This is a genomic window from Melioribacteraceae bacterium 4301-Me, from assembly GCA_041538185.1.
In the GTDB taxonomy this organism is placed as follows: Bacteria; Bacteroidota; Ignavibacteria; order Ignavibacteriales; family Melioribacteraceae; genus Pyranulibacter; species Pyranulibacter aquaticus.
Genome location: JBGORM010000003.1, coordinates 275,859 through 300,888 on the forward strand (window position 1 = coordinate 275,859; position 25,030 = coordinate 300,888).

Annotated in this window: 33 protein-coding genes and 1 tRNA gene; 25 read left to right on the top strand and 9 right to left on the bottom strand. The window is 33.5% G+C overall.

Going from position 1 to position 25,030, the window contains the following annotated elements; genetic code table 11:
* The first annotated feature begins 7 nt into the window (after positions 1 to 7).
* The 25 genes from rplF (at position 8) to fumC (ending at position 15,993) form a co-directional block, all read left to right on the top strand.
* Entirely contained in the window at positions 8 to 544 is a 537-nt protein-coding gene (gene rplF / locus ABRY23_07275) for a 50S ribosomal protein L6 (GenBank protein ID MFA3782846.1), read from the top strand.
* 21 nt (positions 545 to 565) lie between these two features.
* A complete protein-coding gene (gene rplR, locus ABRY23_07280) occupies positions 566 to 931 on the top strand; it encodes a 50S ribosomal protein L18 (GenBank protein MFA3782847.1) in 366 nt (121 codons plus the stop codon).
* A 19-nt stretch (positions 932 to 950) separates the two neighbouring features.
* Positions 951 to 1,021, top strand: a tRNA-Gln gene (locus ABRY23_07285).
* Positions 1,022 to 1,068: 47 nt separating this feature from the next.
* Positions 1,069 to 1,575 (top strand): 30S ribosomal protein S5, encoded by a 507-nt coding sequence (rpsE, locus tag ABRY23_07290; GenBank protein ID MFA3782848.1) that lies wholly within the window; start codon positions 1,069 to 1,071, stop codon positions 1,573 to 1,575.
* Positions 1,576 to 1,588: 13 nt separating this feature from the next.
* Positions 1,589 to 1,780 (top strand): 50S ribosomal protein L30, encoded by a 192-nt coding sequence (gene rpmD / locus ABRY23_07295; protein MFA3782849.1) that lies wholly within the window; start codon positions 1,589 to 1,591, stop codon positions 1,778 to 1,780.
* A gap of 10 nt (positions 1,781 to 1,790) precedes the next feature.
* Complete coding sequence (rplO, locus tag ABRY23_07300; GenBank protein ID MFA3782850.1) at positions 1,791 to 2,255, top strand: 50S ribosomal protein L15; 465 nt, start codon at positions 1,791 to 1,793, stop codon at positions 2,253 to 2,255.
* The gene (secY, locus tag ABRY23_07305; protein ID MFA3782851.1) at positions 2,255 to 3,592 is read left to right on the top strand and encodes a preprotein translocase subunit SecY; all 1,338 of its coding nucleotides are present in this window, start codon (positions 2,255 to 2,257) and stop codon (positions 3,590 to 3,592) included. Before rplO ends, secY begins: the two co-directional genes overlap by 1 nt.
* 11 nt (positions 3,593 to 3,603) lie before the next feature.
* Entirely contained in the window at positions 3,604 to 4,365 is a 762-nt protein-coding gene (map, locus tag ABRY23_07310; GenBank protein ID MFA3782852.1) for a type I methionyl aminopeptidase, read from the top strand.
* Positions 4,366 to 4,368: 3 nt separating this feature from the next.
* On the top strand, positions 4,369 to 4,587 hold the full coding sequence (infA, locus tag ABRY23_07315) for a translation initiation factor IF-1 (protein MFA3782853.1): 219 nt from the start codon (positions 4,369 to 4,371) through the stop codon (positions 4,585 to 4,587).
* A gap of 10 nt (positions 4,588 to 4,597) precedes the next feature.
* On the top strand, positions 4,598 to 4,711 hold the full coding sequence (gene rpmJ / locus ABRY23_07320; protein MFA3782854.1) for a 50S ribosomal protein L36: 114 nt from the start codon (positions 4,598 to 4,600) through the stop codon (positions 4,709 to 4,711).
* Positions 4,712 to 4,734: 23 nt separating this feature from the next.
* Positions 4,735 to 5,118 (top strand): 30S ribosomal protein S13, encoded by a 384-nt coding sequence (rpsM, locus tag ABRY23_07325; protein MFA3782855.1) that lies wholly within the window; start codon positions 4,735 to 4,737, stop codon positions 5,116 to 5,118.
* Between the two features lie 23 nt (positions 5,119 to 5,141).
* Entirely contained in the window at positions 5,142 to 5,528 is a 387-nt protein-coding gene (gene rpsK / locus ABRY23_07330) for a 30S ribosomal protein S11 (protein ID MFA3782856.1), read from the top strand.
* Between the two features lie 13 nt (positions 5,529 to 5,541).
* On the top strand, positions 5,542 to 6,168 hold the full coding sequence (rpsD, locus tag ABRY23_07335) for a 30S ribosomal protein S4 (protein MFA3782857.1): 627 nt from the start codon (positions 5,542 to 5,544) through the stop codon (positions 6,166 to 6,168).
* A gap of 26 nt (positions 6,169 to 6,194) precedes the next feature.
* Positions 6,195 to 7,190: a DNA-directed RNA polymerase subunit alpha gene (locus ABRY23_07340; GenBank protein MFA3782858.1), complete on the top strand. Its 996-nt coding sequence runs from the start codon at positions 6,195 to 6,197 to the stop codon at positions 7,188 to 7,190.
* Positions 7,191 to 7,211: 21 nt separating this feature from the next.
* Positions 7,212 to 7,808, top strand: a complete 597-nt coding sequence (rplQ, locus tag ABRY23_07345; protein ID MFA3782859.1) for a 50S ribosomal protein L17 — start codon at positions 7,212 to 7,214, stop codon at positions 7,806 to 7,808.
* A gap of 61 nt (positions 7,809 to 7,869) precedes the next feature.
* A complete protein-coding gene (yihA, locus tag ABRY23_07350) occupies positions 7,870 to 8,448 on the top strand; it encodes a ribosome biogenesis GTP-binding protein YihA/YsxC (GenBank protein MFA3782860.1) in 579 nt (192 codons plus the stop codon).
* An 80-nt stretch (positions 8,449 to 8,528) separates the two neighbouring features.
* Positions 8,529 to 10,403, top strand: a complete 1,875-nt coding sequence (locus tag ABRY23_07355) for a GAF domain-containing protein (protein ID MFA3782861.1) — start codon at positions 8,529 to 8,531, stop codon at positions 10,401 to 10,403.
* Positions 10,404 to 10,407: 4 nt separating this feature from the next.
* Positions 10,408 to 11,571: a phosphopentomutase gene (locus ABRY23_07360; GenBank protein MFA3782862.1), complete on the top strand. Its 1,164-nt coding sequence runs from the start codon at positions 10,408 to 10,410 to the stop codon at positions 11,569 to 11,571.
* Positions 11,561 to 11,836: a hypothetical protein gene (locus tag ABRY23_07365; GenBank protein MFA3782863.1), complete on the top strand. Its 276-nt coding sequence runs from the start codon at positions 11,561 to 11,563 to the stop codon at positions 11,834 to 11,836. The genes ABRY23_07360 and ABRY23_07365 overlap by 11 nt, the downstream gene beginning before the upstream one ends.
* On the top strand, positions 11,836 to 12,225 hold the full coding sequence (locus ABRY23_07370) for a PIN domain-containing protein (GenBank protein ID MFA3782864.1): 390 nt from the start codon (positions 11,836 to 11,838) through the stop codon (positions 12,223 to 12,225). The genes ABRY23_07365 and ABRY23_07370 overlap by 1 nt, the downstream gene beginning before the upstream one ends.
* Position 12,226: 1 nt before the next feature.
* Entirely contained in the window at positions 12,227 to 12,526 is a 300-nt protein-coding gene (locus ABRY23_07375; protein MFA3782865.1) for a EutN/CcmL family microcompartment protein, read from the top strand.
* Complete coding sequence (locus ABRY23_07380) at positions 12,526 to 12,795, top strand: EutN/CcmL family microcompartment protein (GenBank protein ID MFA3782866.1); 270 nt, start codon at positions 12,526 to 12,528, stop codon at positions 12,793 to 12,795. Before ABRY23_07375 ends, ABRY23_07380 begins: the two co-directional genes overlap by 1 nt.
* Before the next feature lie 12 nt (positions 12,796 to 12,807).
* Positions 12,808 to 13,662, top strand: a complete 855-nt coding sequence (locus ABRY23_07385; protein MFA3782867.1) for an RNA polymerase sigma factor RpoD/SigA — start codon at positions 12,808 to 12,810, stop codon at positions 13,660 to 13,662.
* A gap of 9 nt (positions 13,663 to 13,671) precedes the next feature.
* Positions 13,672 to 14,418: a C40 family peptidase gene (locus ABRY23_07390; protein ID MFA3782868.1), complete on the top strand. Its 747-nt coding sequence runs from the start codon at positions 13,672 to 13,674 to the stop codon at positions 14,416 to 14,418.
* 183 nt (positions 14,419 to 14,601) lie between these two features.
* Entirely contained in the window at positions 14,602 to 15,993 is a 1,392-nt protein-coding gene (gene fumC, locus ABRY23_07395; protein ID MFA3782869.1) for a class II fumarate hydratase, read from the top strand.
* Positions 15,994 to 16,101: 108 nt separating this feature from the next.
* Here the strand turns inward: fumC and ABRY23_07400 are convergent, their stop codons facing one another.
* Genes ABRY23_07400 through ABRY23_07440 form a run of 9 tightly spaced genes read right to left on the bottom strand, consistent with a single transcriptional unit; the run spans position 16,102 to position 25,027 of the window.
* A complete protein-coding gene (locus tag ABRY23_07400; GenBank protein ID MFA3782870.1) occupies positions 16,102 to 17,445 on the bottom strand; it encodes an inositol-3-phosphate synthase in 1,344 nt (447 codons plus the stop codon).
* A gap of 32 nt (positions 17,446 to 17,477) precedes the next feature.
* Complete coding sequence (locus ABRY23_07405) at positions 17,478 to 18,179, bottom strand: HAD family hydrolase (GenBank protein ID MFA3782871.1); 702 nt, start codon at positions 18,177 to 18,179, stop codon at positions 17,478 to 17,480.
* The gene (locus ABRY23_07410; protein ID MFA3782872.1) at positions 18,157 to 19,179 is read right to left on the bottom strand and encodes a lysylphosphatidylglycerol synthase transmembrane domain-containing protein; all 1,023 of its coding nucleotides are present in this window, start codon (positions 19,177 to 19,179) and stop codon (positions 18,157 to 18,159) included. The genes ABRY23_07405 and ABRY23_07410 overlap by 23 nt, the downstream gene beginning before the upstream one ends.
* A complete protein-coding gene (locus ABRY23_07415; protein ID MFA3782873.1) occupies positions 19,172 to 20,194 on the bottom strand; it encodes a Gfo/Idh/MocA family protein in 1,023 nt (340 codons plus the stop codon). Before ABRY23_07415 ends, ABRY23_07410 begins: the two co-directional genes overlap by 8 nt.
* Complete coding sequence (locus tag ABRY23_07420) at positions 20,187 to 21,113, bottom strand: CDP-alcohol phosphatidyltransferase family protein (protein MFA3782874.1); 927 nt, start codon at positions 21,111 to 21,113, stop codon at positions 20,187 to 20,189. Before ABRY23_07420 ends, ABRY23_07415 begins: the two co-directional genes overlap by 8 nt.
* Positions 21,088 to 22,440, bottom strand: coding sequence for an aspartate aminotransferase family protein (locus tag ABRY23_07425; protein ID MFA3782875.1), 1,353 nt, complete (start codon positions 22,438 to 22,440; stop codon positions 21,088 to 21,090). The genes ABRY23_07420 and ABRY23_07425 overlap by 26 nt, the downstream gene beginning before the upstream one ends.
* A 33-nt stretch (positions 22,441 to 22,473) precedes the next feature.
* On the bottom strand, positions 22,474 to 23,286 hold the full coding sequence (locus ABRY23_07430; protein MFA3782876.1) for a hypothetical protein: 813 nt from the start codon (positions 23,284 to 23,286) through the stop codon (positions 22,474 to 22,476).
* Positions 23,287 to 23,296: 10 nt separating this feature from the next.
* Positions 23,297 to 24,259 (bottom strand): MlaD family protein, encoded by a 963-nt coding sequence (locus ABRY23_07435; protein ID MFA3782877.1) that lies wholly within the window; start codon positions 24,257 to 24,259, stop codon positions 23,297 to 23,299.
* Entirely contained in the window at positions 24,260 to 25,027 is a 768-nt protein-coding gene (locus ABRY23_07440; protein ID MFA3782878.1) for an ABC transporter ATP-binding protein, read from the bottom strand.
* Positions 25,028 to 25,030: the final 3 nt, after the last annotated feature.

Sequence of the window (25,030 nt, forward strand, 5' to 3'; positions counted from 1 at the left end):
AGAAAAAGTGTCAAGAATTGGTAAAAAACCAGTTAAAATTAAGGACGTGCAAGTAAAGCTTGAAAAAAACATCTTGCATGTAAAAGGTAAGTTAGGCGAGCTTTCTGCTAAGTTGCACCCTAATATGAAAATAGAAATTAATAATAATGAACTGGTTGTAAAACGTCCTGATGATACAAAAATAAATAAATCTTTACACGGGATGACGAGAGCAATAATTCAAAATATGGTAACAGGTGTAACTCAGGGCTATTCTAAAAGTTTAGAAATTGTTGGTGTTGGCTATAAAGCAGAAGCAAAAGGGAACGGTATTTTATTTAGTCTGGGGTACTCCCATCCTATTTTTTTTGTACCGCCAGAGGGTATTAAAATAGAAGTACCTCAGCCTACTCAGCTTAAAATTTCAGGTTATGATAAAGAATTAGTAGGTATGGTTGCTGCCAAAATAAGGTCATTTAGAAAACCAGAACCTTACAAAGGTAAAGGTATAAAATATACGGATGAAATATTAATTCGAAAAGCAGGCAAAACCGCCGGAAAGTAATATTTAGGAGAGTTAATAAAAATGTTTATTAAGGACAATAAAATAAGAGAAAGAAAGAAAATTCGAGTACGTAAAAAAGTTTTTGGCACAGCTGAACGTCCTCGCTTAAGTGTTTTTAGAAGTTTAAATAACATCTATGCTCAATTAATAGATGATACAAAGGGTATTACATTGGCTGCAGCATCTTCCCTGTCTAAAGAAATTTCTGGCGAGATAAAAACAATAAAGGGTAAAGTTCAAAAAGGTAAATTGGTTGGTAAACTTCTTGCTCAAAAGGCCGCTGAAAAAGGAATAAAAACAGTTGTTTTTGACAGAAGTGGCTATGCTTATCACGGCAGAGTTAAAGCGGTAGCTGAAGGTGCAAGAGAAGGAGGGCTGCAATTTTGAACCTCCTTGTAAAAGTTCTTGCCGGGTCGTCTAAAGGCAGGACAGCGGCCTTTGGAGCCGTATGTGGAGGTTCGAATCCTCCCCCGGCAGCTTAAAAAGTTGGTGTAAATTAAAAAATGTAATTAGAAGAGGTTAGCTTGAAAAATCAAAGAATAACAGGTCTGGAAAATCTTAAAGAAAAAATTGTACACATAAACAGAGTTGCCAAGGTTGTTAAAGGCGGTAGAAGGTTTAGTTTTAATGCTATTGTTGTGGTTGGTGATGGCAATGGCCATGTTGGTATTGGACTTGGAAAGGCTAATGAAGTAACTGACGCAATTTCAAAAGGGATTGATGACGCAAAGAAAAATGTTTATAGAGTTCCTGTTATTAAAGGAACTATACCACATGAAGTAATTGGTAAATTTGGCGCTGGTAAGGTTCTACTTAAACCTGCATCACCTGGTACGGGGTTAATAGCAGGCGGCGGCGTTCGCGCTGTACTTGAAGCAGCAGGTGTACAAGATGTTTTGACTAAGTCATTAGGATCAAGTAATCCTCATAATCAGGTAAAAGCTACATTAAATGGATTACTTTCAATTATTGATGCTCGAACAATGGCATATAAGAGAGGAATGAAAGTTAACGAACTTTTTAATATGTAATTTGGGGATTTACATGGCGAAGAAGCTCAAAATTACACAAATAAGAAGTATTATTGATAGACCTAAGAGACAAAAGCTTACAATTGAAGCTTTGGGATTGGGTAGACCAAATTATTTTGTAATTAAGAACGATACACCGCAAATACGCGGAATGATTAGAAAAGTATCTCATCTTTTAAAAGTAGAAGAAATTAATGAGAATTAAGGGTAATTAAATGGATATCTTAAGTAATCTAAAATATGCTGCTGGCTCTAAAAAGAAAATTAAAAGAATCGGACGCGGGGAAGGCTCGGGTCACGGTGGAACTGCTACAAGAGGTATGAATGGTCAAAGGTCACGATCCGGTGCTAAGTATAAAATTTGGTTTGAAGGTGGACAAATGCCTTTGCAAAGAAGAGTGCCGAAACGTGGTTTTAGAAATCCTTTTCGCATTTCTTATCAAGTGGTTAACTTAAATAAATTGCAAAAATTAATTGATACAAAGAAAGTTGAAGATGGTAATATTAATCCGACTGTTCTATATAAAAATAAAGTTATTTCTAAGGCTGCAGCACCATATAAAATTTTAGGGAACGGTGAACTTAAAACAAAAATTAATGTTGAAGCTCATGCTTTTAGTGCTTCAGCAAAACAAAAAATTGAATCCTTAGGTGGAACCATAAAAGAGATTAAAGATTAATGAGCAAATTTCAGGACACATTTAGAAATATTTTTAAAATTCATGAACTTAGACAAAGGATAATTTATACCTTAGCCTTATTACTTATTGTGAGAGTCGGTGCACATATTACACTGCCTGGCATCGATACTCACTTACTTTCAGAGGCTATGTCGAATACCTCCTCTAATAATTTATTTGGGTTATATGATTTATTTGTAGGTGGTGCATTCTCAAATGCTGCAGTTTTTGCACTTGGTATTATGCCATATATAAGTGCATCTATAATTTTGCAGCTCGCTGGTGCTGTTATTCCTTATATACAAAAACTACAAAGAGAAGGTGAAGAAGGCAGAAAGAAAATAACTCAATGGACTAGATACGGAACAGTGATAATATCTGCTATGCAAGCATGGGGAGTAACTATTCATCTTCTAAGTCTAAACTATAACAATATGCCTGTTGTACCAGAGGCAGTTAGAGGAATTGGTTGGTCAATTTCTACAATTATTTTTCTTGTGGCTGGTACAATATTTATGATGTGGATGGGTGAGCAGATAACTGATAAGGGAATCGGCAACGGTATTTCATTAATAATTTTTATTGGAATTATAAATAGATTTCCTTTTGCGGTGCTGGATGAATATAGACTTTTATCAGCTGGACAAAGGAATCTCGTAATTGAAGTAGTTATTCTTTCTTTTATGGTACTTGTTATTGCCGGTGTTGTTTTAGTAACGCAAGGTACGCGAAGAATACCAGTCCAATATGCTAAACGTGTTGTAGGTAGAAAAGTTTATGGCGGAGTAACTCAGTACATCCCATTACGAGTTAATACTGCTGGAGTAATGCCAATTATATTTGCTCAAGCAATAATGTTTTTGCCAAGTACTGTACTATCGTTCTTCCCTAATAGCGATTTTGCAGCTTCAATTGCAGGTTATTTTACTTACAGGTCATTTACTTATTCGGCAATATATGCAGTGATGATTGTTTTCTTTACTTATTTTTATACTGCTATAGCTTTTAACCCGCAAGAGGTAGCTGAAACAATGAAAAAACAAGGCGGTTTTATCCCTGGAATTAGACCAGGTAAACAAACCAGTGAGTTTATAGATAATATCTTAACTAAAATAACTTTGCCGGGTTCAATCTTCTTGGCAATAGTGGCAATTTTACCTGCGTTTGTTTCTCGTTTCGGAGTATCAGGCAGTTTTGCTTCTTTTTTTGGAGGAACAAGCCTGTTAATTATTGTAGGTGTTGCACTGGATACTTTACAACAAATTGAATCTCATTTATTGATGCGTCATTATGATGGCTTTATGAAAGGTGGGAAACTTAGAGGTAGAAGATTTTAAAGCGTGTTGATGTGATTTTAATTAAAACTAGAAAAGAAATAGATAAAATAAAAGAAAGTTGCGTTATTGTAGCTGAAACCTTGCAGTTGCTTAAAAGATATGCTAAACCGGGGGTAAAAACAATTGAGTTAGATAAAATAGCAGAAGATTATATTTTAAGTAACAACGCAAGGGCTGCTTTTAAAGGTTATTCACAAGCTGGGTCGTTTAATTTTCCGGCTTCAATTTGTTCTTCAATTGATGATGAAGTTGTTCATGGAATTCCTAGCGACAGAATTTTGCAAGAAGGTGAGATTCTCTCGATTGATGTGGGCGTAGAAAAAAATGGTTATTTCGGTGACGCTGCTTTAACTGTTGCCATTGGGAACATTTCGAATGAAAAAAAAGAACTAATGAGAGTAACTGAAGAAGCTCTTTACTTAGGTATTGAACAAGCTGTGGTTAATAATAGACTTGGTGATATTTCTTATGCTATACAAAATTACGTGGAAAAAAATGGCTTCTCAGTGGTAAGAGAACTTTGTGGTCATGGTGTAGGGAAGTATTTGCACGAAGACCCACAAATTCCAAATTTTGGTAAAAAAGGTAGCGGTACAATAATAAAAAATGGTATGACTTTAGCAATTGAGCCAATGGTAAATGCCGGCTCGTACAAAGTAAAAGTTGCCAGTGATGGGTGGACAGTTTATACAAGTGATGGTTCGCCATCAGCACATTTTGAACATACAATTGCTATAGTTGATAATAAACCGGAAATTTTAACCAAAATTTAATATATGGCAAAGCAAGGTGCTATTAAGGTTGATGGAGTAGTAGTAGAAACTTTACCAAATGCCCATTTTAAAGTTAAATTGGATAATGGGCATGAAATTTTAGCCCACATTTCGGGTAAGATGAGAATGCACTTTATTAAAATATTAGTAGGCGATAGAGTAGCAATTGAATTGTCACCATACGATTTAAATAAAGGCAGAATTACATATAGATATAAATAGTGGAGTGAAAATGAAAGTCAGATCATCTGTAAAAAAAATTTGTGAACATTGCAAAATAATCAAACGCAAAGGAGTGGTAAGGGTTATTTGCAAAAATCCTAAACATAAACAAAGACAAGGTTAAAACCTAAGCAGGAGGTTATTAATTTGGCTCGAATAGCTGGTATCGATTTACCTAAACAAAAAAAAGCATTCATTGGCCTTACTTACATTTTTGGAATAGGTCAAAAGACAGCTTATGATATTTTAGCAAAAGCTGATGTAAACCCGGATAAAAAAGTTCAAGACCTTACTGAAGAGGAAATTGCCCGTATTCGGTCGATTATGACAGCTGAATACAAAGTTGAAGGTGCTCTAAGAAGTGAGATTCAGCAAAATATAAAAAGATTAATGGATATTGGTTGTTATCGTGGCATTAGGCATAGAAGAGGATTGCCTGTGAGAGGTCAAAGAACTAGAACAAATGCACGTACAAGAAAAGGTAAAAGAAAAACTGTTGCTGGAAAGAAGAAAACCCCAGCTAAGAAGTAATAATTTTTTATAGGAGAACAAATTTGGCTAAAGTAGTTAAAAAAACTAAAAAGAAAGTTCATGTGGACTCAGTTGGAGTTGCACATATTAAAGCATCTTTTAATAATGTTATTGTTACTATTACTGATATTTATGGTAACACAATTTCATGGTCGTCAGCTGGCAAAAATGGCTTCAAAGGTTCAAGGAAAAACACACCATATGCAGCTCAAACAACTGCTGAAGCTGCTGCTAAAGAGGCTTACGATCTTGGTGTGAGAAAAGTAGATGTCTATATTAAAGGACCAGGTGCTGGTAGAGAAGCAGCTATTAGAGCATTAAGCACTGCCGGTCTTCAGATTTTATCAATTAAAGACAATACACCAATACCTCACAATGGTTGCAGACCACCAAAAAAGAGAAGAGTTTAAAGGAGAAAATTAGATGGCAAGATATATTGGTTCTAGTTGCAAATTATGCAGAAGAGAAAGACAAAAGTTGTTCTTAAAAGGAAGTAAATGCTTTTCTGAAAAGTGCCCTATTGAAAAAAGAAATTATCCTCCAGGACAGCATGGAGTAAGCCGCCGCTCTAAATTTTCAGAGTATGGCGTTCAGTTGAGAGAAAAACAAAAAGTTAAAAGAATTTATGGATTAGTAGAAACGCAATTTCGTAATTATTTTGAAAAAGCAAACAGACAAAAGGGTGTCACTGGTGCGAACTTAGTTAAATTACTTGAACGAAGACTTGATAATACTGTCTACCGATTAGGTTTTGCACCATCGCGTAAAGCTGCCAGACAGCTTGTTCTTCATAGACATTTTACTGTAAACGGACGTATTGTAGACATTCCTTCTTATTCTTTAGCCCCAGGCGATGTCGTTTCTGTTTGTGAGAAGAGTAAGAAGTTGGATGTAATTCACAACTCGTTGAGAAGAACAAAAGATAATATGTACAACTGGCTCTCTATAGATAAAGCAACTCTTTCCGGTACTTTTCTTAATGTTCCTGAAAGAGAGGATATTCCGCTTAATGCTAATGAGCAGTTAATCGTTGAATTGTATTCTAAGTAATATCTAATTAATAAAGAGGATTCTACATGAACAATCCGTTTATAAAAATGCCAGAAGGTGTAGTTTTAGACGAATCATCTATTTCTAAAAACTACGGCAAATTTTTTCTTCAACCTTTAGAACGTGGATTTGGTGTTACTTTGGGCAATGCAATGCGCAGAGTTTTACTATCTTCATTGACTGGCGCTGCAATTACTGCTGTTAAGATTGAAGGAGTTTTGCATGAGTTCTCTACTATACCTGGCGTAGTTGAGGATATGACAGAGCTTATTCTTAATCTTAAAAAAATAAGAATGAGATTAATTAATAAAAAAACTACTGCAATGGAAATTTCTGTATCTGGACCTGCCGATTTTACTGCACAGATGTTGCAAAATGCTTGTCCCGATATCGAAATTTTAAACCCAGAGCAGCACATAGCTAAACTCAATAACAACGCAAAGATAAATATGGAACTACGTTTTGGTATGGGTAAAGGATATGTACCAGCCAGTGAACAGAAAATACAAGATCAAACTATAGGACTTATCCCAATTGATTCTATCTTTACTCCTATTGTAAGCGTAAAATACGATGTTGAAAACGTTAGAATTGGTGAAAGAAACGACTACGAAAAATTAACTCTCGAAGTTAAAACTGATGGCTCTATAACTCCTGAAGAAGCAGTTTCTAATGCTGCAAAAATATTGAAAGACCACATTAATTATTTTATTAACTTCGATACCGAACAAGAGGAAGTTAAAGTCGAAAGTAAGGAAGATGCAGAGACTGAACGTATTAGAAAAATTTTAATGACAAGTGTAGACGATTTAGAATTAAGTGTGAGGTCACATAATTGCTTAAAAGCTGCTAACATAAAAACTTTAGGTGACCTTGTAAGAAGAGATGAAAATGAAATGCTTAAATTTAGAAACTTTGGAAGAAAATCCCTTGCTGAACTAATCGAAATTGTTGAAAATTATGGATTAGAGTTCGGCATGGACGTAGATAAGTATTTAAAAGATGTTCCTGAAAACAAATAGTTTATTCCTGGAGAAAATTAAATGAGACATAAAGTAAAAGGAAGAAAGCTTAAAAGAACGCATAGCCACCGTCTTGCCACATTAAGAGCTATAGCAACTTCACTGCTTCGTCATAAAAGAATTAAAACTACACTTGCAAAAGCAAAAGAAGCTAGAACTTTTGTAGAACCACTTATAACAAAAGCTAAGAATGATTCTGTGCACTCAAGAAGATATGTGGCTTCGCAAATTAAAGATAAAAGTATAGTAAAGGAACTGTTTAGTGATATTGTTACAAAGATTGGCAATAGACCTGGTGGTTACACCCGAATTGTTAAATTGGGCAGACGTAAAGGTGATGCAGCAGAACTTGCTTTTCTTGAACTAGTTGACTATGGCGAGATTAACCTTGAAAAAGCAAAAAATCGTCAAACAGAAAAAACTGAAAAAGCTGAACAAAATAAACAAGAAAAGAAAGACGATACTAAAGTGGAAAATAAAAAAGAAGAGTTAATTGAAGAAGCTAATGTAGTTGAAGAAACTGTTCAAGAATCAAGTCAAGCTTCTTCTGTTAATACTGAAAAAGGTAGCACCAAAAATTCAACTGCTAAAAAAGGCAGTAAAAAAAAGAAAGATTGACAATTGCTAATTAAATTTTAGTTTGAAGAGCAGTCTGATTTCAGCTGCTCTTTTTTATTTTATGCTTGAAATAAATTTTTTAAAATCTGTTTATAACCTTTCAGAACTACCCACTAAAATACTTCCAGAAGCAATTCTTTGTGGCAGGTCAAATGTAGGAAAGTCTTCCTTTATAAATTCTTTGTTCTCTACAAAAATTGCCATGACAAGTTCAACTCCAGGTAAAACCCGCAGTATTAATTATTATATTGTGAACAATAAATTTTATATTGTAGATTTACCTGGTTTTGGCTACGCTAAAGTTTCAAAAAAAGAAAAAATACATTGGAAAAATTTACTGCAGCAATTCTTTTCATTAAAAAGAAATCAAAGAATTGCAATACATTTAATTGATAGCAGGCATGCCCCATTACAGAATGATTTGATTCTAAATTCATATTTAAAAAATTTTGATATTCCTTACCTTGTTGTGCTAAATAAGATTGATAAGTTATCTCAATCAGAAATTGAAAAATCAATGAGTGTTATTAGGAAATATTTCCCTGAACTTATTTTTAAAGAAAATCTGTTCGCTTATTCATCAGTTACAAAATACGGGAAGAAAGAAATTATTAGTCGTCTAAAAGCACTCTTCTTGTAATGAATATTTAACAAAAGTTTAGTATTATTGGCACTGTATTTAATCCTGCTTTAATTTTTTTCTATTTAGTGTGGTTTGTAATGACCGATAAATACAAGAAAAGACTTTTAATATTTATTTTCATTCCAGTGCTGATTGCAATTCCTTTTTTAACAGATGATTTAATGCTTCGCATAATCTCGTCTGTCATTCTTGTAATTTATGTTGCCTTTATAATTTTTTTAAGAGATTCTGTAAAAGCCGAAACAACGATTCCCATTGAGAGTACCTCTTCAATATCTAAACCACCAAAAGATTCAACAACACATGCAACTGATTACGAAACTGATGAGGGAGAAGAATTTCAAATTATTTCACCTAATAAAACAGTTGAAATTTTAACGCAGGATAATTTTAGCCGAACTGCAACAAGTAATAAGAAAGATGTCTTTAAACCACAAAACTTTAAAGAACACTTTGATAAAATTGTTCATGAGGAATTTCCCCATGATGTTAACCAAGATGAACAGTTTGGGTTCGTGCTGGAAAAGATATTAAATGTGGTTAAAGATGCTTTTATGGCTCATAGTGCTGTTTTTTTCTGGTACAATAAAGTAAAAAAACGACTTACTTTAGAAAGGTTTGTATCTAGTTCATCGCATATTGCAAGAAAGAAATTTGATTTGGAAGACGACATATTAGGTAAAATAATTCAAAAAGAAGAGCCTGAACTTTTAACAGATATTTCACCGACAGCAGAAATTGATGTTATACGATATTACACTGCACCCCAAGGAATAAAAAGTTTTGTGGGGGTTCCTTTATTTTATGGGAAGTCTCTTGCAGGTATTTTAGCATTAGACTCAAAAGTGAATGACGCTTTTGGAATTGAATCGGTTTTTTCTTTAGGCAGAGTAGTAAGGATTATTTCAATAATAATTTCGATGTTTGAAGAGAAATTTAGTGAAACTCTTGCAGAACAAAGATTAAAAGCTCTGCTAAGCGTTCTTAGTTATGATAAAAAATTTGAAACCGAATCCGAACTTTTTACTACGTTAGAAAGTTCTGTTTCTGGCCTAATTCCATGGGATGCATTTACTTTTGTTTATTATTACGCTGATGAACAAAAGTTTAAAACAACAAAAATTGTTAATCGGACTTCACTTAAATACATAGGCGAAAATCTTGAAATTGATTTGGGGAGAACACTAGTAGGTAAGGCAATTTTAAGCGGAATACCTGTAAAAATAGATGATACTTCAAATTCCGATTATCCCCGCTTCTCTCAAACGGAAGAAGTTAGCTTCGATGGTTCATTTTTAGCTATACCAATGGTTTATGATGATAAAAATTACGGCGTATTGTGCTTTGAAAGTCTTAAGAAAAATGCATATTCAAACGAAGATGTAAATTTTGTAAAGAATTCAATGAAAATGTTTGCTTTTATTTTATACTCTTATTCTACTATTAATTTGCTTAAAAATTTACTCTCGGTAGATATTGAAACGAAGGCATTGAACTACGATTCTTTTGTTGAACGACTAACTGTAGACCTCGTAAAAGCAAGCGAACTTAAAATTCCAGGTGCAGTTGCTTTAATTAGTATAGATGAATTTTTAGAACAAGATTCGCTCTTTGAAGGAAACCCCTTCCCAAAGGTTTTAAAAGCAATATCCCAAATGATTAAAGATGAGATGACACCATTAAATATTTTCGGACGCCTGAAAGAAAGAGTTTTTGGAGTATACTTTTTTAATTCTTCTCCTAAAGATGTTTTTGTATGGGCAGAAAAACTTCGAATTAAAATAGCGCGTAAACCAATTGCAGTTGTTTCTAAACAGACCACCTTCACAGTTTCTATTGGAATTAGTTCAACTTCTGGAAAAACAGATGTTCATCAAATTCTTTACGATGCAGAGTTAGCTTTGAAAAAAGCTCAAGAAAAAGGCGGAAACTCTGTTAAAATCACAAACTAATCTTATGAAAAACTTTATTGTAATTGTACTTGATGGTGTTGGAATTGGCGAACTGCCCGACGCTGAGAAATATAACGATAAAGGAAGTGATACGTTGGGTAATATGGCCGATAAACTTGGAGGATTGTCACTGCCTAACCTCACTTTACTTGGACTTGGCAATATTAAACCAATTAAAGGCTTGCAGTCACAAAAATTCCCGCTAGCATCCTATGGCAAAATGGCTGAAGTATCAATAGGAAAAGACTCTACAACAGGTCACTGGGAATTGGGAGGCTTAAAAGTAGACAAAGAATTTCCTTTATTTCCTAACGGCTTCCCTAAAAACATTATCGATAAATTTATTTCAGAAACTAAAGTTGGGGGAATTTTAGGTAATAAAGCTGCGTCTGGCACTGAGATTATAAAAGAGTTAGGTGAAGAGCATCTTAAAACTTCTTATCCAATTGTTTATACTTCAGCAGATTCAGTTTTTCAAATTGCAGCTCACGAAGAAGTTATTCCATTACAACGTCTATATGAAATTTGTTCAATTGCCCGCAAAAAAGTTTTGGTTGATGAAAATGCTGTGGGAAGAGTAATTGCCAGACCATTTGTGGGTAAACCAGGCAGTTTCACTAGAACTACAAATAGAAAAGATTTTTCGCTGGATCCTTTTAGTCCAACTATTTTAGACTATTTATACGATGCTGGAATACAAACAATTGGAATTGGTAAGGTTAATGATCTTTTTAATTACCGAGGCATTGCTAAACAAGAAAAGACTAAAAGCAATGCTGAAGGTATCCAAAAAATAATTGACAATACAAAGAAAGAAAATAATAGTTTTATTTTTGCTAACCTTGTTGATTTTGATGTTTACTATGGTCATCGCTTAGACCCAGAAGGATTTTATAGGGCATTGCAAGAGTTTGATAATCATTTACAAACTATATTAGATATTTTAGATGATAGTGATAAACTTATTATTACTGCAGATCATGGTAATGATCCTACTTCTACAAGCACAGACCATAGCAGAGAATACGTTCCACTACTTTATTTCCAAAAAGGTGTACCGGGTAAAAATCTTGGTACAAGAAAAACTTTTTCTGATGTAGCTCAAACTGTAGCACATTTTTTTAAAATAAATAACAATTTAATGGGAGAAAGTTTTCTTGAAATCTAACCAAAAAATTATGTTGTCATTTAAATCGAAAATTAAAGATGATGGCAGTATTATACTGCCTTTTGATAAATTAAGCGAACTAAGAAAAAGTAATGTGAAAGAAATAAAAGTAGATATTTATGCTGTCCCGACAATTGATAAAGCCGAACAAAAAATTATTAGCAAAATTAAAAAGTTACAATCATTACCAGAAAATATAATTTTCGATTTTTTGAAAAGTAAAGGTAGATTACCAAACAAATTTAAAAAGAAAGTGAAATTTTAATGAGGAGCGTTCGTCAATATCTTATAGAAACAGATGTTTTAATTGACCATTTAACTTACAATGGGAATTCATTTTCTTATCTTGAAATTGCTATGATGAAAGGTGTATGTTTTACTACTGTATTGAATTCTTCCGAATTATATTTTTTTGCAAAGGAAGATTTTGAAAAGGAAGCTGTAGATTCTCTTATGAAGTCGTTAAAAATTTTAGGAATAAATTCACGATACAGTTTGAACGTTTCAGAATTTTTTAATAAAGTTGCGACAGTACGAGATGCATTATTTTGTAGTGTTGCAAAAAATAATAAGTTGCCAATTCTAACAGGTCAAACTTCGAGATACAAAAAGACTGGATTAAAAATTATTTCATTAGAACAATTACGAGGTTAATTTGATATTAGGAAAAGTTATTGGAACTGTTTGGTCGACCCGCAAAGATGAAAATTTAGTTGGTGCCAAGTTTCTCATTGTGCGCCACCTTAATTTAGACCTTACACCAAAAGAAGCGACAGTAGTAGCCGTAGATTCTGTTGGAGCTGGTGTAGGTGAGGTTGTGCTTGTTGCTCAGGGTTCTTCAGCAAGACAAACAACATTTACAAAAAACAAGCCTGTAGATGCTGTTATTATGGCTATTGTAGATAAGCTTGATATAGCCATCAAAGAAAAAATAGAAGAAACTGCGGATGCATAATGTATCTTGGTAAAATTATTGGTACAATTTGGGCGACAAGAAAGTATAGCACTGTAACTGGTTATAAAATGCAATTAGTACAACCTATCAATTCAGAAAATGAAAAAATTGGTGAGCCAATTATTGCACTCGATACTATTGGTGCAGGGCCAGGCGAAGTAATTTATTATGTAACAGCAAGTGAGGCGGTAATTCCACTCGATGTAGATATGGCACCCGTTGATGCTTCTATAGTTGGTATCGTAGATTCTATTAATATTAACAAATAAGGAGGATGTGCCGTGAAAATTACTAAACAATATACCAACAGAGAAAGTCAATCGTTAGATAAGTATTTACAGGAAATAGGCAAGGTCGATCTTCTTACTCCCGAAGAAGAAATTGAACTTGCTATTAGAATAAAAAAGAACGACCAAAAGGCACTTGAAAAATTAGTTAAAGCAAACTTGAGATTTGTTGTTAGCGTTGCTAAACAATATCAAAATCAAGGATTATCTCTTGGTGATTTGATTAATGAAGGTAATTTAGGATTAATCAAAGCTGCAAAAAGGTTTGATGAAACAAGAGGATTTAAGTTTATCTCCTATGCTGTGTGGTGGATTAGGCAATCAATTTTACAAGCTTTAGCTGAACAATCAAGAATAGTTAGACTTCCATTAAACAGAGTGGGTGCACTTAATAAAATTGGCAAAGCCTACAGCAATTTAGAGCAAGAGTTCGAAAGAGAACCCAGCGCTCATGAGCTGGCTTCAGAACTTGATATGGATATTTCTGAAGTTTCAGATGCTCTTAGAATTTCTGGTAGGCATATCTCTATGGATGCGCCTTTCGTTCAAGGAGAAGAAAATCGCTTGCTTGATGTTCTTGAAAATGAAGAGCAGCCCTCACCTGATTATTTATTAATGTCGGATTCCCTCAGAAGAGAAATTGAACGCGCTTTATCTACTTTAACTGAAAGAGAAGCTGAAGTAGTTAAACTTTATTTTGGCCTAAACAAAGAACACTCCCTAACACTCGAAGAAATAGGGGAAAAGTTTAATTTGACAAGAGAAAGAGTACGTCAAATTAAAGAGAAAGCAATTCGCAGATTACGACACGCATCAAGAAGTAAAAATTTAAGAGCTTATTTAGGTTGAAAATAAACTGTGAAAAACACTAAGTCATTTATTTTAATTTTGTGGCCAGTGTTCATTTTTCTTGTTTTATCGTGTTCTTCCTCTTCTTATTCAGAAAGATATTCTAAATCTAACGAAAGCGAGGAGAAGTCAAACTCCAATTCTGTTAAATTTACTTCGGAAAAAAATGGAGCTGTAAAAGATACTGCAAACGACTTTATTACTACTTCCTCATTAAATAACGGACCAGAAATATCAGTTTATGATAACCAAACAAGCGATAGCACTGAGTTTGATGTGCCCCCACCTCAAAATTCTGACAGCCCATTCGAAACAAAAAAATTTATTGAAAATTATGAAAAGCTTAAAAGCTTTAACGTAGCCCTCACTCCTCGCGAAAAAATCTTATTCGAAATAATTAAATTTATTGATACACCATATAAGTATGGTGGTAATTCTGATAATGGCATCGACTGCTCAGCCTTTACGAGAGAAATTTTTGAATCTTCTGTATCAATTGAGCTCCCACGAACTGCAAGTGAACAATTTAAAGTGGGCAAAAAAGTGAATAACAAAAATGATTTGCAATTTGGTGATTTAATTTTTTTTAATACAACACGAAAAAGCTATCCAGGGCATGTCGGCATTTACTTGGGCGATGATAAATTTGTTCACGCAAGCCGTTCTTTGGGCGTAACTATTTCAACTTTGGATGAACCATACTATAAACAACGTTATGTAGGTGCAAGAAGAATTGAGAATATCCCTTTGAATTAGAGATAAAAATTGCTAACCTAATTTAACCTCAAAATCTGTTTAACCTAAATTTCCCTAACCTCTCAGCATGCTGATAGAAAATTTGGGTTGAATTAAAAACCAAAAAATGGAATGAATTGAATTTCAGATATGATTGACTTAATTTTGATTTAATAATAAAATGAAATTAAATTGGAGAAAAAAATGGAATTTAGAATTGAAACAGATAGCATGGGAGAAGTAAAAGTCCCTGTTGACAAATATTATGGTGCTCAGACTGCAAGGTCATTAATGAACTTTAAAATAGGCGGAGAAAGGTTTCCTTTTGAATTAATTCGAGCGTTAGCCATAGTTAAAAAAGCAGCAGCTCTTACTAACCAAGAATTAGGGACGTTATCTTCTGAAAAAGCCGAATTAATTGTAAAAGCTGCAGATGAAGTAATTGAAGGAAAATTAAATGACCATTTCCCGCTTGTTGTTTGGCAAACAGGCAGTGGAACTCAAACCAATATGAATGTTAATGAAGTAATTTCCAATCGTGCTATTGAAATGGCTGGCGGACAAATGGGAAGTAAAAAGCCTATTCATCCAAATGATGATGTTAACAAATCACAATCAACTAACGATGCTTTCCCAACAGCAATTCATATTGCAGCAGTGGAGGAGATTTTTCGGCGTTTAATACCAATGGTAACAAAGTTAAGAGATGCACTTGCAGTAAAAGCTGATGAATTTAAAGATATTATTAAAATTGGCCGAACACATTTAATGGATGCTACACCCCTTACTTTGGGGAATGAATTCTCTGGTTATGCACAACAGCTTACTAACGGTTTAGAAAGAATTAAAGATAGTTTAAAAAGACTGCTTGAAATTCCATTAGGCGGCACTGCCGTAGGAACGGGACTAAACACAGTAGGGGATTATGCTGAAAGGGTTGCAAAAAAGATTTCTGAATTAACTGGAAAAGAATTTAAAACTGCTCCCAATAAATTTGAGGCTATGGCAGGCAAAGATGCTATAGTTGAGATGCATGGTGTATTAAAAACTTTAGCAGCATCTTTAGTCAAAATTGCAAATGATATTAGGTGGCTCGGCTCAGGTCCTCGCTGCGGAATAGGCGAGATTATCTTGCCTGAGAATGAGCCGGGAAGTTCAATAATGCCCGGCAAAGTTAATCCAACTCAAGCAGAAGCAATGACAATGGTTTGTTATCAGGTTTTTGGTAACGATGTTACGATTAATTTTGCTGGAGCAAGTGGTAATTTTGAATTAAATGTTTTTATGCCTGTTATTGCATTTAATTTCTTACAGTCTATTAGATTGCTTGCTGATGCATGCGAAAGTTTTACGGATAATTGCGTTGTAGGAATAAAGCCGAATCTAAAGAACATAAAGAAGAACCTTGAGAATTCTTTAATGCTGGTTACAGCTTTAAATCCGATAATTGGTTATGATAATGCTGCAAAGGTGGCAAAAAAAGCACACAAAGAGGATAAGACATTAAAAGAAGCTGCTGTTGAACTTGGACTTTTAACAGCAGAAAAATTTGATGAAATTGTTAGACCAGAAAAAATGATTGGTCCTAAAAAATAATTTCTGATTTTTATATTTGATACAAAAAAAGAAGCAGCGAGATAGTTTCAAAAAAGTAAAGCAGATAGGGGCTGAATTTACCAGCCCCTATTTTTATGTTTAGTTAAGTCAGTCATAAAATTCCGGGATTTCAACAATATGTTGAACTCCATTAGAATCTAGATGAGTTATAAGAGGTTCGTTCATCAAATTTCGTAATGTATTTTTTAGTTTCATCATTTGGATAAATAAATCGTGTTCTGGGATAACATTAGGGGAATGTATTGGACTTTTGAAGAATAACGACATCCATTCTTGAATTCCTTTCATGCTGCTTCGTTGTGCAAGGTCAGCAAATAAAACCAAGTCTAATACAATAGGAGCCGCTAAAATAGAGTCGCGGCAAAGGAAATTAATTTTTAACTGCATCTGATATCCAAGCCATCCAAAAATATCAATATTATCCCATCCTTCTTTGTTATCTCCTCGCGGTGGATAATAATTTATTCTAACTTTATGAAAATAGTTGCCATATAAGTCAGGATACAAACTTGGTTGTAATATTGAATCAATAACAGAAAGCTTGCTTTCTTCTTTAGTTTTAAATGAGCCGGGGTCATCCAGGACTTCACCATCTCTATTACCTAAGATGTTTGTTGAGAACCATCCGCTTAATCCTAATAATCTAGCTTTTAACATTGGGGCTATAACTGTCTTAACTAGGGTTTGTCCTGTTTTAAAATCTTTCCCTGCAAGCGGTACATTCATCTCATTTGCTAATTCAACTATGGCTGGGATGTCAGAACTTAAATTAGGCGAGCCATTTACATACGGCACACCTTCAGATACAGCGGCATAGGCATAAAGCATGCTTGGTGAAATATCGGGGTGATTCTCCTGCATTCCTTTAATAAAGGCATCTTTACTTTGATGAACTTCGCTAAGAGGAATGTAAGTTTCGGTACTAGCGGACCAAATGACTACTAACCTATCACATGAATTTGATTCCTTAAATTTTCGAATGTCATCTCTTAATTTCATCATTAGTTCATATTTATTATTTCCTTCTTTTACGTAGTTGCCATTTAACCTCTTCACATAGTTTTTATCGAAAACGCCTTTCATAGGTTTCAATAATTTTAATTCTTCGGCTACATTGTTGAGGTCTGAATCGTAAAGTACCTTTGCATATTTTGCGGCCTCATAGCAATTTTCATCTCGTATGTCCCAGCCTCCAAATACTAAGTCATTAATTGAAGCTAAGGGAACAAAATCTTTGATTAAGGGGAAGTTATTATCAGATCTTTTCCCAATTCTGATAGTACCAATTTGAGTCAATGAACCTATTGGTTTAGCTAATCCTTTTCTAACTGAGTGAACCCCAGCCAAAAAAGTAGTTGATACAGCTCCATTTAGTCCTACAATTAAAACACCTAATTTGCCTTCAGGCTTTTGAATTTGATTTGGTTTCATCTCTCTCTCCTTATGTAAATTTTAAAATTTATTTAATTTGTCTTAGTTAGTGCATCTGGCAACTCCATTATTGTTTTAATTATTAGGTCAGCATCTTTTGTTTCTTGTGGTATTGACCATCCTTTATTGTTTATCCAAATTGTAAAGCAGCCTAGTAATTTGGCAGGTGATATATCCTTTTCGTATGAATCGCCAATTACAATAGTTTCAGAAGGTAAAGCATTTGTTTGATTGATTGCTATTTCAAAAATTTTTAAATCGGGCTTTCTTACTCCCACAACGGCTGAGTCAATGATAACTTTAAAATATTTTTTCAGTGACAGTTCTTCTAATTCGGTCTCTAAATTTCCATAGTAATTAGATATAATTCCCAGCTTGTAAGTTGAAGATAATGACTCCAAAATTATTTTTGATGCATTTACATTTTTAATTACAGATAAGTAACAGTATTCTGTAATCTCATCTATAATAAAATCATAAACGTTTGATAAATAAAAATTCTTATATAGGTATTCCAACTGAAATTCGATTTTATATTTTAAAGTTTTTCTTAGACCGAATTCACGTTCTATTACCAAAGAGCATTTTTTTTCTGCATACACAAAAGCTTCTCTTAAATTTTCTTTTACAATAGGAACACGAAAATGATGGTAAGCTTCGTAAAACTTTTCGAACCAGTGAATACCATCGGTGTCCAAAGTTCCACCGTAATCAAACAGAATTGCTTTTTTCATATTCTATTTCTTTTAGTAGTTCTTTGTTTAATTTTTTGCCGCTTAGTGCAATTAAAATTAGACCGATTAAAATCCAGAACAGCTCACGTATTCTATTTACTAAGCCAACATAAATGCCGAGAGCTGAAGAGATTTTAATGGTTCCCAGCACTAAAGCTAATCCACCTTCTCTTGAGCCTAACTCCATGGGCATAAAGAAAAATAGGTTTATGATAAAAGTAGAAACTGCACTTATATACAGGGCTTCAGGAAAGGTGATGTCTATTCCAATTGCTTTTAGTATGAAAAGATTTTCAAGTGAACCGATTATTCTTGCTAAAATTTCCCATGAAAGTGCCTGATAAAATTTTCTTCTTCGATTTAAATAAAGCTCTGTTATATAGTAATCTACTTTTTGTATTGAAGTAACTTTACTTGAAAGTGGTGCTGTTAATTTTTTTACAAAAGGAATTTTTAACGTTACGTTTAATAATGAATTTACAATTCCTTTTTTGTGACGCATTATAATTAAATATACAACAATGGAAAAAAGCAAAAGGACAGAGATAAGAATAATTTTTGTAATTGGAGAAAGAGCAAGTGAAGCTAAGGCCAGTAAAATTATAATCATCCAAAAAAGAAATGAAGAAAGAATATGAATCATTGTATAAAGTAAAGTAACAGACACTGCTCTGCTTGTGCCAATTAGATTTTTTAGTTCTGCTATTCGGTATGGTTCTCCACCAACGGCAATTGATGGAGTTATATAGTTGAGAGCAAATCCACTGATGGTTATAGATATTATTTTGTGAAAGGGTATATTGTTGTTGTTACCTATAATTAATTTCCAAGCAAAAGAGTTAAATAAATATACGAAAGCCCAAATAGTGATGACAGGAATGAAATACCATCCAGTTTTATGCAAATTGACAATAATGTTTTCTACTCCAAAATCAATTACTAAATAGGTAAAAATGCCTATACCAACCAAGAGCAGTATGAGTCTGAATTTTTTATTCATTTAATAATGCAATTGTTCTTCTTGTACTGGAAGATTCATAACATTTATCTAATAAATAAGTTGTGTAGTAAGCCTCTGTTAGTCCATTTTTATGGTAATCTTTTTTTTCTAAAGCGGTTATAAAATCAAGAAACAGCTCTTCGTAAAGTTTAGTGTAGTTTGACTTATCCGAAACATTAGGCACGGGAATTTTTTCTTCTTTACCATTTTTAATTTTTATTGCGTGGTCGTTTCCGTAGTAAAAAATGCTTCCATTATTAGAGATTAATTTAGCTTCGTTCAATCGAGAATGATAAGCCCAAGTGAGATTAATTTGGACAACACCTTTATCAAATTCCAAAATAGTTTCTGAACTATCTTCTACGTTAAAAGTATTGTGGGCAAGATTGTAATTAATTGTTGTAACTTTATTGGGTTTTCCTAAGAGCCATGTGGATAAGTATAAATAATGGAAGCCAATATCACTTAAAATCCCTCCGCCGCTAATTTTTTTATTTAATCGCCAAGGGGACGAAGTTGGGTTCAATCCCTTGTCTGCCCCTGCCCTGAAGACATTAAATTGTAAAAGTACTTTGGATTTGTCTTCTAATTCTTTTAAAAAAGATTTGTATTCCTGCCAAAGAGGAGAGTATTTATATTGATGGCATGGAATGAAAAAGATGTTGGAATTGATAATTTTTCTATAAACTTCATTCGCTTCTTCGTAAGAAATTGTGAAAGGTTTTTCACATATAACATGGAGTTTTTTTTCTACCGCCCAGTTTATTATTTCCTTATGATAGTTTGGCGGTGTAGTAATATCAATAAAATCAATTTTTTCTTTAGAGTACATTTCGTCTAACGATTCATAAAATTTTATGTGACTGAATTCTTTTTCGCTTTTTTCTCTTGTGTCTTTGTCAATTTCTACAACTGAAGTAATATTGATTTTATCCTTTAGTTTATCAGAGCAAAACGCACTTAAATGATTAGTCCTTGCTATTTTTCCGAATCCTACAATTGCACCATTAAACATGGTCGGTTCCTGTTTTGTTCTGTGTAAAACTAAGCAGATAAGAGTGGATTTTTTCTTCTTTAATTACAAAGTAAACAAGCAGAATATTTAGTATTATTAACTCAAAAAGAAAATAGTGTAGAATATTTCCCCAAAATAATGCAATGAATAAAACAATCATCCGAGTATTAGTAGTCAAAATGTTCTGGTATTTTATCATTGGTTTGTTGTATTTTCTGTACTCATTAACGAACCAGGAAGGCATTTGTCCATTGAAATATTCGATTGTATGCTTATAAAGTTTTCTAACACTTTTTGATAGGAGATGCTGTTGACGCAAATAATTTATATATACTCTTAAGAGTAATTTTTTAATTGGTGTTTTAATCCAACTTAGTTTCGCATAAGATTCTCTAACCTCATTAATATCGTCAATATCATTATTTTTGTTTTGAGTGAAGTACAAATAAAATATTCTGTAATAATCAGCCATTGCACTTTGGAATGAATGGCTAATGCCAGAGATTAAAGCAATGATAAATATATTTGCTGTTCCACCTTCAACTACGTATCTTGCTGACATGTGAAGGTAAATGCTAATAAACCACAGATTGCCTGCGAAGCCATCGAATATTCTCCCGTAACGTGAGTAAGTATTTGTAAGCCGGGCTAATTGACCATCTGCACCGTCCATCGCTTCAGCTGTAATAAGTAGGAGTACGCCGATTAAATTTATAATAATGTTTCGGTAAAAAAATAAATGTCCAGCAATAACGCCAAAAAATACACTAGTTAGAGTTATGGTATTTGGAGTGATACCAATTGCTTTGGATATTACTGCCATTCCATAACCAATTCTGCGGTAAAAAATTTTATCTAAGAACTCTTCTGTATCTAATGATTTATATGTTGATTCAATTTTGTATTTGTTCAGCAACATAGGTAAAAGCTTCCTCCATAATTTGGATTCCCTCTTCAGCAATTTCTTTATTAATAATTAAAGGCGGGTAAACGCGAATGTCGGCGTTATATCCCATTACAATTAGTCCACGTTTCAAGCATTCCTGAAAGACCATTTCAGTATATTTCTTATCAAGTTTTTCTTTTGAATCTTTTTCTTTTACCAATTCAATTCCAATCATTAATCCTTTACCACGTACATCACCAATAATCGGAATTCTTGATTTCATCTCATTGAACTTCTCAAGCATAAAAGCGCCAACTGTTGCTGAGTTTTCAACTAATCCTTCTTCAACAATTGTTTTAACAGTTGCATAAGCAGCGGTAGATGCTAATGGATTGCCGCCATAACTTGAAGAACTTCCGCTGGGGTTTCCAAAAGGTTTAGCAAAGATTATTTCCTTGCGGGACATAACCCCAGTAATAGGGAAGCCGCCACCAAATCCTTTCCCAATTGTTATAATATCCGGTATAACATCTTCATGCTGAATCCCGAACATTTTTCCTGTTCTGCCAAACCCTGTAATCATCTCATCGCATATTAATAGTGCTCCAATTTCATCTGCTAATTTCCTTAATTCTTTTAAAAATCCAGGTGCTGGTACAACATTACCTGCAGTTCCTTGAATTGGTTCTACAATTATTGCTGCAATATCATTTGTCGTTTCATGACGAATTTTTTTTCTAATATGTTTAACACATTCCCAATTACATTCAGGGAAAGTCTTATTAAATTCGCAATGTCTGCAATCTGCATACGGTGTAGTATATACGCCTGGTGGGAGTGGACCGAGTTCAAATTTGAAATTATCGCCAAGTAAACCAAGTACGCCAAGGGTTTTACCGTGAAATCCGTTCCAAAATCCGATGAATTCTGTTTTTTTTGTATAAGATTTAGCCATTCTTAGTGCAGCTTCAACCGCCTCAGCCCCACCGCTGTAGAACTGACTCCATTTCAAATCACCAACTGCTATTTCAGATAAGAGTTTAGTTAATTTTACCCTGTTTTCCGAAGTAAAGCTTCCTACATGAATGTGGTCGAGTTGCTCTTTCATCATTTTATTGTAGACTGGGTGATTATATCCGAGACTTGCAACTCCCACTCCCACAAAGAAGTCAATATATCTGTTGCCGTCTACATCGTAAACAAAACAACCTTCACCTTTGTCAATGGCAATTTTAGATCTTGTAGCTATGGTTTGTATTCCAGGAGCAATATAGTTTTGTTCCTCATTAAATAGTTGCAATGATTTTGGACCCGGAATAGCAGTAATAATTTTTGTAAATTTTGTTGTAGTTGTTTCCATATAACTCTGCCGTTTTATTTAATCGATAATTTTTTACAGACTTTTTATTTTTTGGAAGATTAATTTTGCAATGTGTTTACTTGCTTCTTCTCTTACAGGTGCAAAACTAGGCCAATCATTTATGTCGATTATTGAAATATCTCCGTTGTCAGAAACTACTGCATCCCCGCCGTAAATATCCAGTCCTAAAGCAACAGCTGATTTGTTTGCTAACTCTATGAGTTTTCCTTCTTCAAATGGGGTATGATTAATGCCGTTCAAATAGTACCAGTGAAAAAATGGTCTGCCAACTATTGAATAAAACTTTATTACATCACCGTATAAATGTTCTTGTAAAACAGCCTTTTTAATTCCTCTTTTTTCGAACTCAAGGAATATATTTTTTCGTTCATCTTCTGAATAAACTAAAGTAACATCTTCTCTGTGAACAGCATGAACATCACCACGCTTAACCCAGATTTTTCGTGCATTGAAGCTTTTAAATGTGATTTTATTCTTTTCCGCAATAGAAACAACATAACTTTTAGGAAAGGGTATTCCTTTTGAAGGCAGAATTTTAACCATGTTTGCTCTGTAACTATTGATAGATCCACGAGGTGAATTAATTATAAACTTTCCTTTTTCTTCTAATTCAAGTAACCTTTTTGTTCCTTCAACACCCTGCGCCATTGAGAAAATGAAATTTTCTTTTATTTGAATAGTACCTAAATCCTGTTCTTCATAAATTTTTACAATAACCCCTAATTCAGTAAGTTGTTCTACGGTTTGCATAAAAATAAGTGCATCGTTCCCCACGTGGTTGGGTGAGTATAACTGTTCTCTCCTAATTCCTGCAACTTGTAACATTTTTCCTCATTTAGAATATTGAAAGGTTAACATACTTTTTTGGATTTTCTTTTATATCTGTAATTAGTTTGTTGAGTTCATCTATTAACGATAAGAGCTTTTTGTAGCCCTCTTTGTTTTTTATCATTCCGCCAATAAAAGTAGAATCATTTTGCAGCGATTCAGAAGCCTTATTTAACCTAAATGAAAGATTATTTAGATTGGCGTATAATGAATCGTTTTTAACTAATTTGCCCACAGTACCTTTTCCCGAATTAATAGTTTCAGTTAATGATTTGAGGTCTGTTGTTAAGTCTGATAAATTAGAATAAAGTTCATCGTTATTGATTAGTTTTCCTACCGTACCATTTTTATTGTTAATGCTTGTCGTAAAAGAATTAAGATTAGTCAAAATTTTCTCTAAGCTTTTGGTGGTTTCTTTACCCAGCATTAATTTGACAAATCCTTCCTTTTCATTTCTTAGTGAATCAGTTATAGAGGCTATATTTGAAGTGAATTTGTCAATATTTTCAATTAAGGGCTCGATTTTATCTGAGAGTTTATCAAGTGAAAAAGATTCTTTAACGGGCAAGTAATCTCCTTCGTTAAGGGCTTTTTCTGTTGGATTACCGAGAGAAATATTAATTAATTTATCTCCAAGTAAGCCGCTTGTTTCAATTGTTGCATAAGATTTAACAGTAATTTGCTGAGAGTATTTTTTAAGCAGATTTAATCTGATTAGGACGAGATTTTGGTTGTTAACAGAAGTAAACTCGATTTTGTCAATCTGTCCAATTTTTAGTCCGCCTAAATATACTTTACTTCCTTCAATAAGCCCGCCAGTATTTTTAACGAGTAAATTAAGCTTATAAGTCTTAGAAAAATAATAACCTTCAGTACCTACCATTATTATAAAAATGAAAAATATCACTAGTCCAATAAAGACTGTATAGCCTACTTTTAGTTTGTAATTTTTGGTGTTCTTGTTTAACATTTATAAAACCTCTTTAGATATTCTAACAAATGGATTATTATTTGTTTTAATAAATCTCTTGAAAAAATCTTGAACAAATGGATTTTCTGATTTCAGTATATTACTTAGCGTACCCGAGCCTACAATAACGCCTTCATTAATAACAACGAAATTATCGCCCACCTCAATAGCATCATCTAAAATATGTGTCACTACAACAGATGTAGTTCCATTTTGTTTTAGCTTATCAATTAAAACGAGGACTGACGCTGTGTTGATGAGGTCCAATCCAGTAGTTGGTTCATCAAACAGTATAACCTGAGGATTAAAGGCCAATGCTCTTGCGATTGCAACCCTTTTTTTCATTCCGCCACTTAATTCTTCTGGATATAAATTTTCAGTACCAGAAAGATTTACGAATGAAAGTAGTTCTTCAATTTTAAGTTTAAGTTCTTTTTCAGTGAATTTTTTCTTATCTGGTAAAAAGTAAAGAATATTTTCAGCTACTGTTAATGAATCGAAAAGTGCATTGCCTTGGAATACCATTCCAATTTTTTTTCTTATTTGCAAGATTTCTTCTTTGCTCATTTTGCATATATTCTTACCTTCGAATAAAACCTCGCCGCTATCGGGTAACCATAGGCCAAGTATAATTTTTAGTATTGAACTTTTGCCAGCACCACTTGGACCGAGGATAATTGTGTTCAACCCCTTTTCAATTGTAAGTGAAACATTGTTTAAAATAAGATTATCACTTAAGGTCACAGATATATTTTTTAATTCTATCATAGA

Bases quoted from the DNA above. Each gene is read 5' to 3' on its own strand.
- rplQ (MFA3782859.1), top strand. From the start codon at position 7,212: ATGAGACATAAAGTAAAAGGAAGAAAGCTTAAAAGAACGCATAGCCAC.
- fumC (MFA3782869.1), top strand. From the start codon at position 14,602: ATGGAATTTAGAATTGAAACAGATAGCATGGGAGAAGTAAAAGTCCCT.
- ABRY23_07410 (MFA3782872.1), bottom strand. From the start codon at position 19,179: ATGAATAAAAAATTCAGACTCATACTGCTCTTGGTTGGTATAGGCATT.
- ABRY23_07360 (MFA3782862.1), top strand. From the start codon at position 10,408: ATGAAAAACTTTATTGTAATTGTACTTGATGGTGTTGGAATTGGCGAA.
- ABRY23_07405 (MFA3782871.1), bottom strand. From the start codon at position 18,179: ATGAAAAAAGCAATTCTGTTTGATTACGGTGGAACTTTGGACACCGAT.
- ABRY23_07425 (MFA3782875.1), bottom strand. From the start codon at position 22,440: ATGGAAACAACTACAACAAAATTTACAAAAATTATTACTGCTATTCCG.
- rpsD (MFA3782857.1), top strand. From the start codon at position 5,542: ATGGCAAGATATATTGGTTCTAGTTGCAAATTATGCAGAAGAGAAAGA.
- rplR (MFA3782847.1), top strand. From the start codon at position 566: ATGTTTATTAAGGACAATAAAATAAGAGAAAGAAAGAAAATTCGAGTA.
- rplO (MFA3782850.1), top strand. From the start codon at position 1,791: ATGGATATCTTAAGTAATCTAAAATATGCTGCTGGCTCTAAAAAGAAA.
- ABRY23_07440 (MFA3782878.1), bottom strand. From the start codon at position 25,027: ATGATAGAATTAAAAAATATATCTGTGACCTTAAGTGATAATCTTATT.
- rpmJ (MFA3782854.1), top strand. From the start codon at position 4,598: ATGAAAGTCAGATCATCTGTAAAAAAAATTTGTGAACATTGCAAAATA.
- ABRY23_07420 (MFA3782874.1), bottom strand. From the start codon at position 21,113: ATGTTGCTGAACAAATACAAAATTGAATCAACATATAAATCATTAGAT.
- ABRY23_07370 (MFA3782864.1), top strand. From the start codon at position 11,836: ATGAGGAGCGTTCGTCAATATCTTATAGAAACAGATGTTTTAATTGAC.
- yihA (MFA3782860.1), top strand. From the start codon at position 7,870: ATGCTTGAAATAAATTTTTTAAAATCTGTTTATAACCTTTCAGAACTA.
- infA (MFA3782853.1), top strand. From the start codon at position 4,369: ATGGCAAAGCAAGGTGCTATTAAGGTTGATGGAGTAGTAGTAGAAACT.
- rpmD (MFA3782849.1), top strand. From the start codon at position 1,589: ATGGCGAAGAAGCTCAAAATTACACAAATAAGAAGTATTATTGATAGA.
- ABRY23_07430 (MFA3782876.1), bottom strand. From the start codon at position 23,286: ATGTTACAAGTTGCAGGAATTAGGAGAGAACAGTTATACTCACCCAAC.
- ABRY23_07435 (MFA3782877.1), bottom strand. From the start codon at position 24,259: ATGTTAAACAAGAACACCAAAAATTACAAACTAAAAGTAGGCTATACA.
- ABRY23_07400 (MFA3782870.1), bottom strand. From the start codon at position 17,445: ATGAAACCAAATCAAATTCAAAAGCCTGAAGGCAAATTAGGTGTTTTA.
- ABRY23_07380 (MFA3782866.1), top strand. From the start codon at position 12,526: ATGTATCTTGGTAAAATTATTGGTACAATTTGGGCGACAAGAAAGTAT.
- ABRY23_07415 (MFA3782873.1), bottom strand. From the start codon at position 20,194: ATGTTTAATGGTGCAATTGTAGGATTCGGAAAAATAGCAAGGACTAAT.
- secY (MFA3782851.1), top strand. From the start codon at position 2,255: ATGAGCAAATTTCAGGACACATTTAGAAATATTTTTAAAATTCATGAA.
- ABRY23_07340 (MFA3782858.1), top strand. From the start codon at position 6,195: ATGAACAATCCGTTTATAAAAATGCCAGAAGGTGTAGTTTTAGACGAA.
- ABRY23_07355 (MFA3782861.1), top strand. From the start codon at position 8,529: ATGACCGATAAATACAAGAAAAGACTTTTAATATTTATTTTCATTCCA.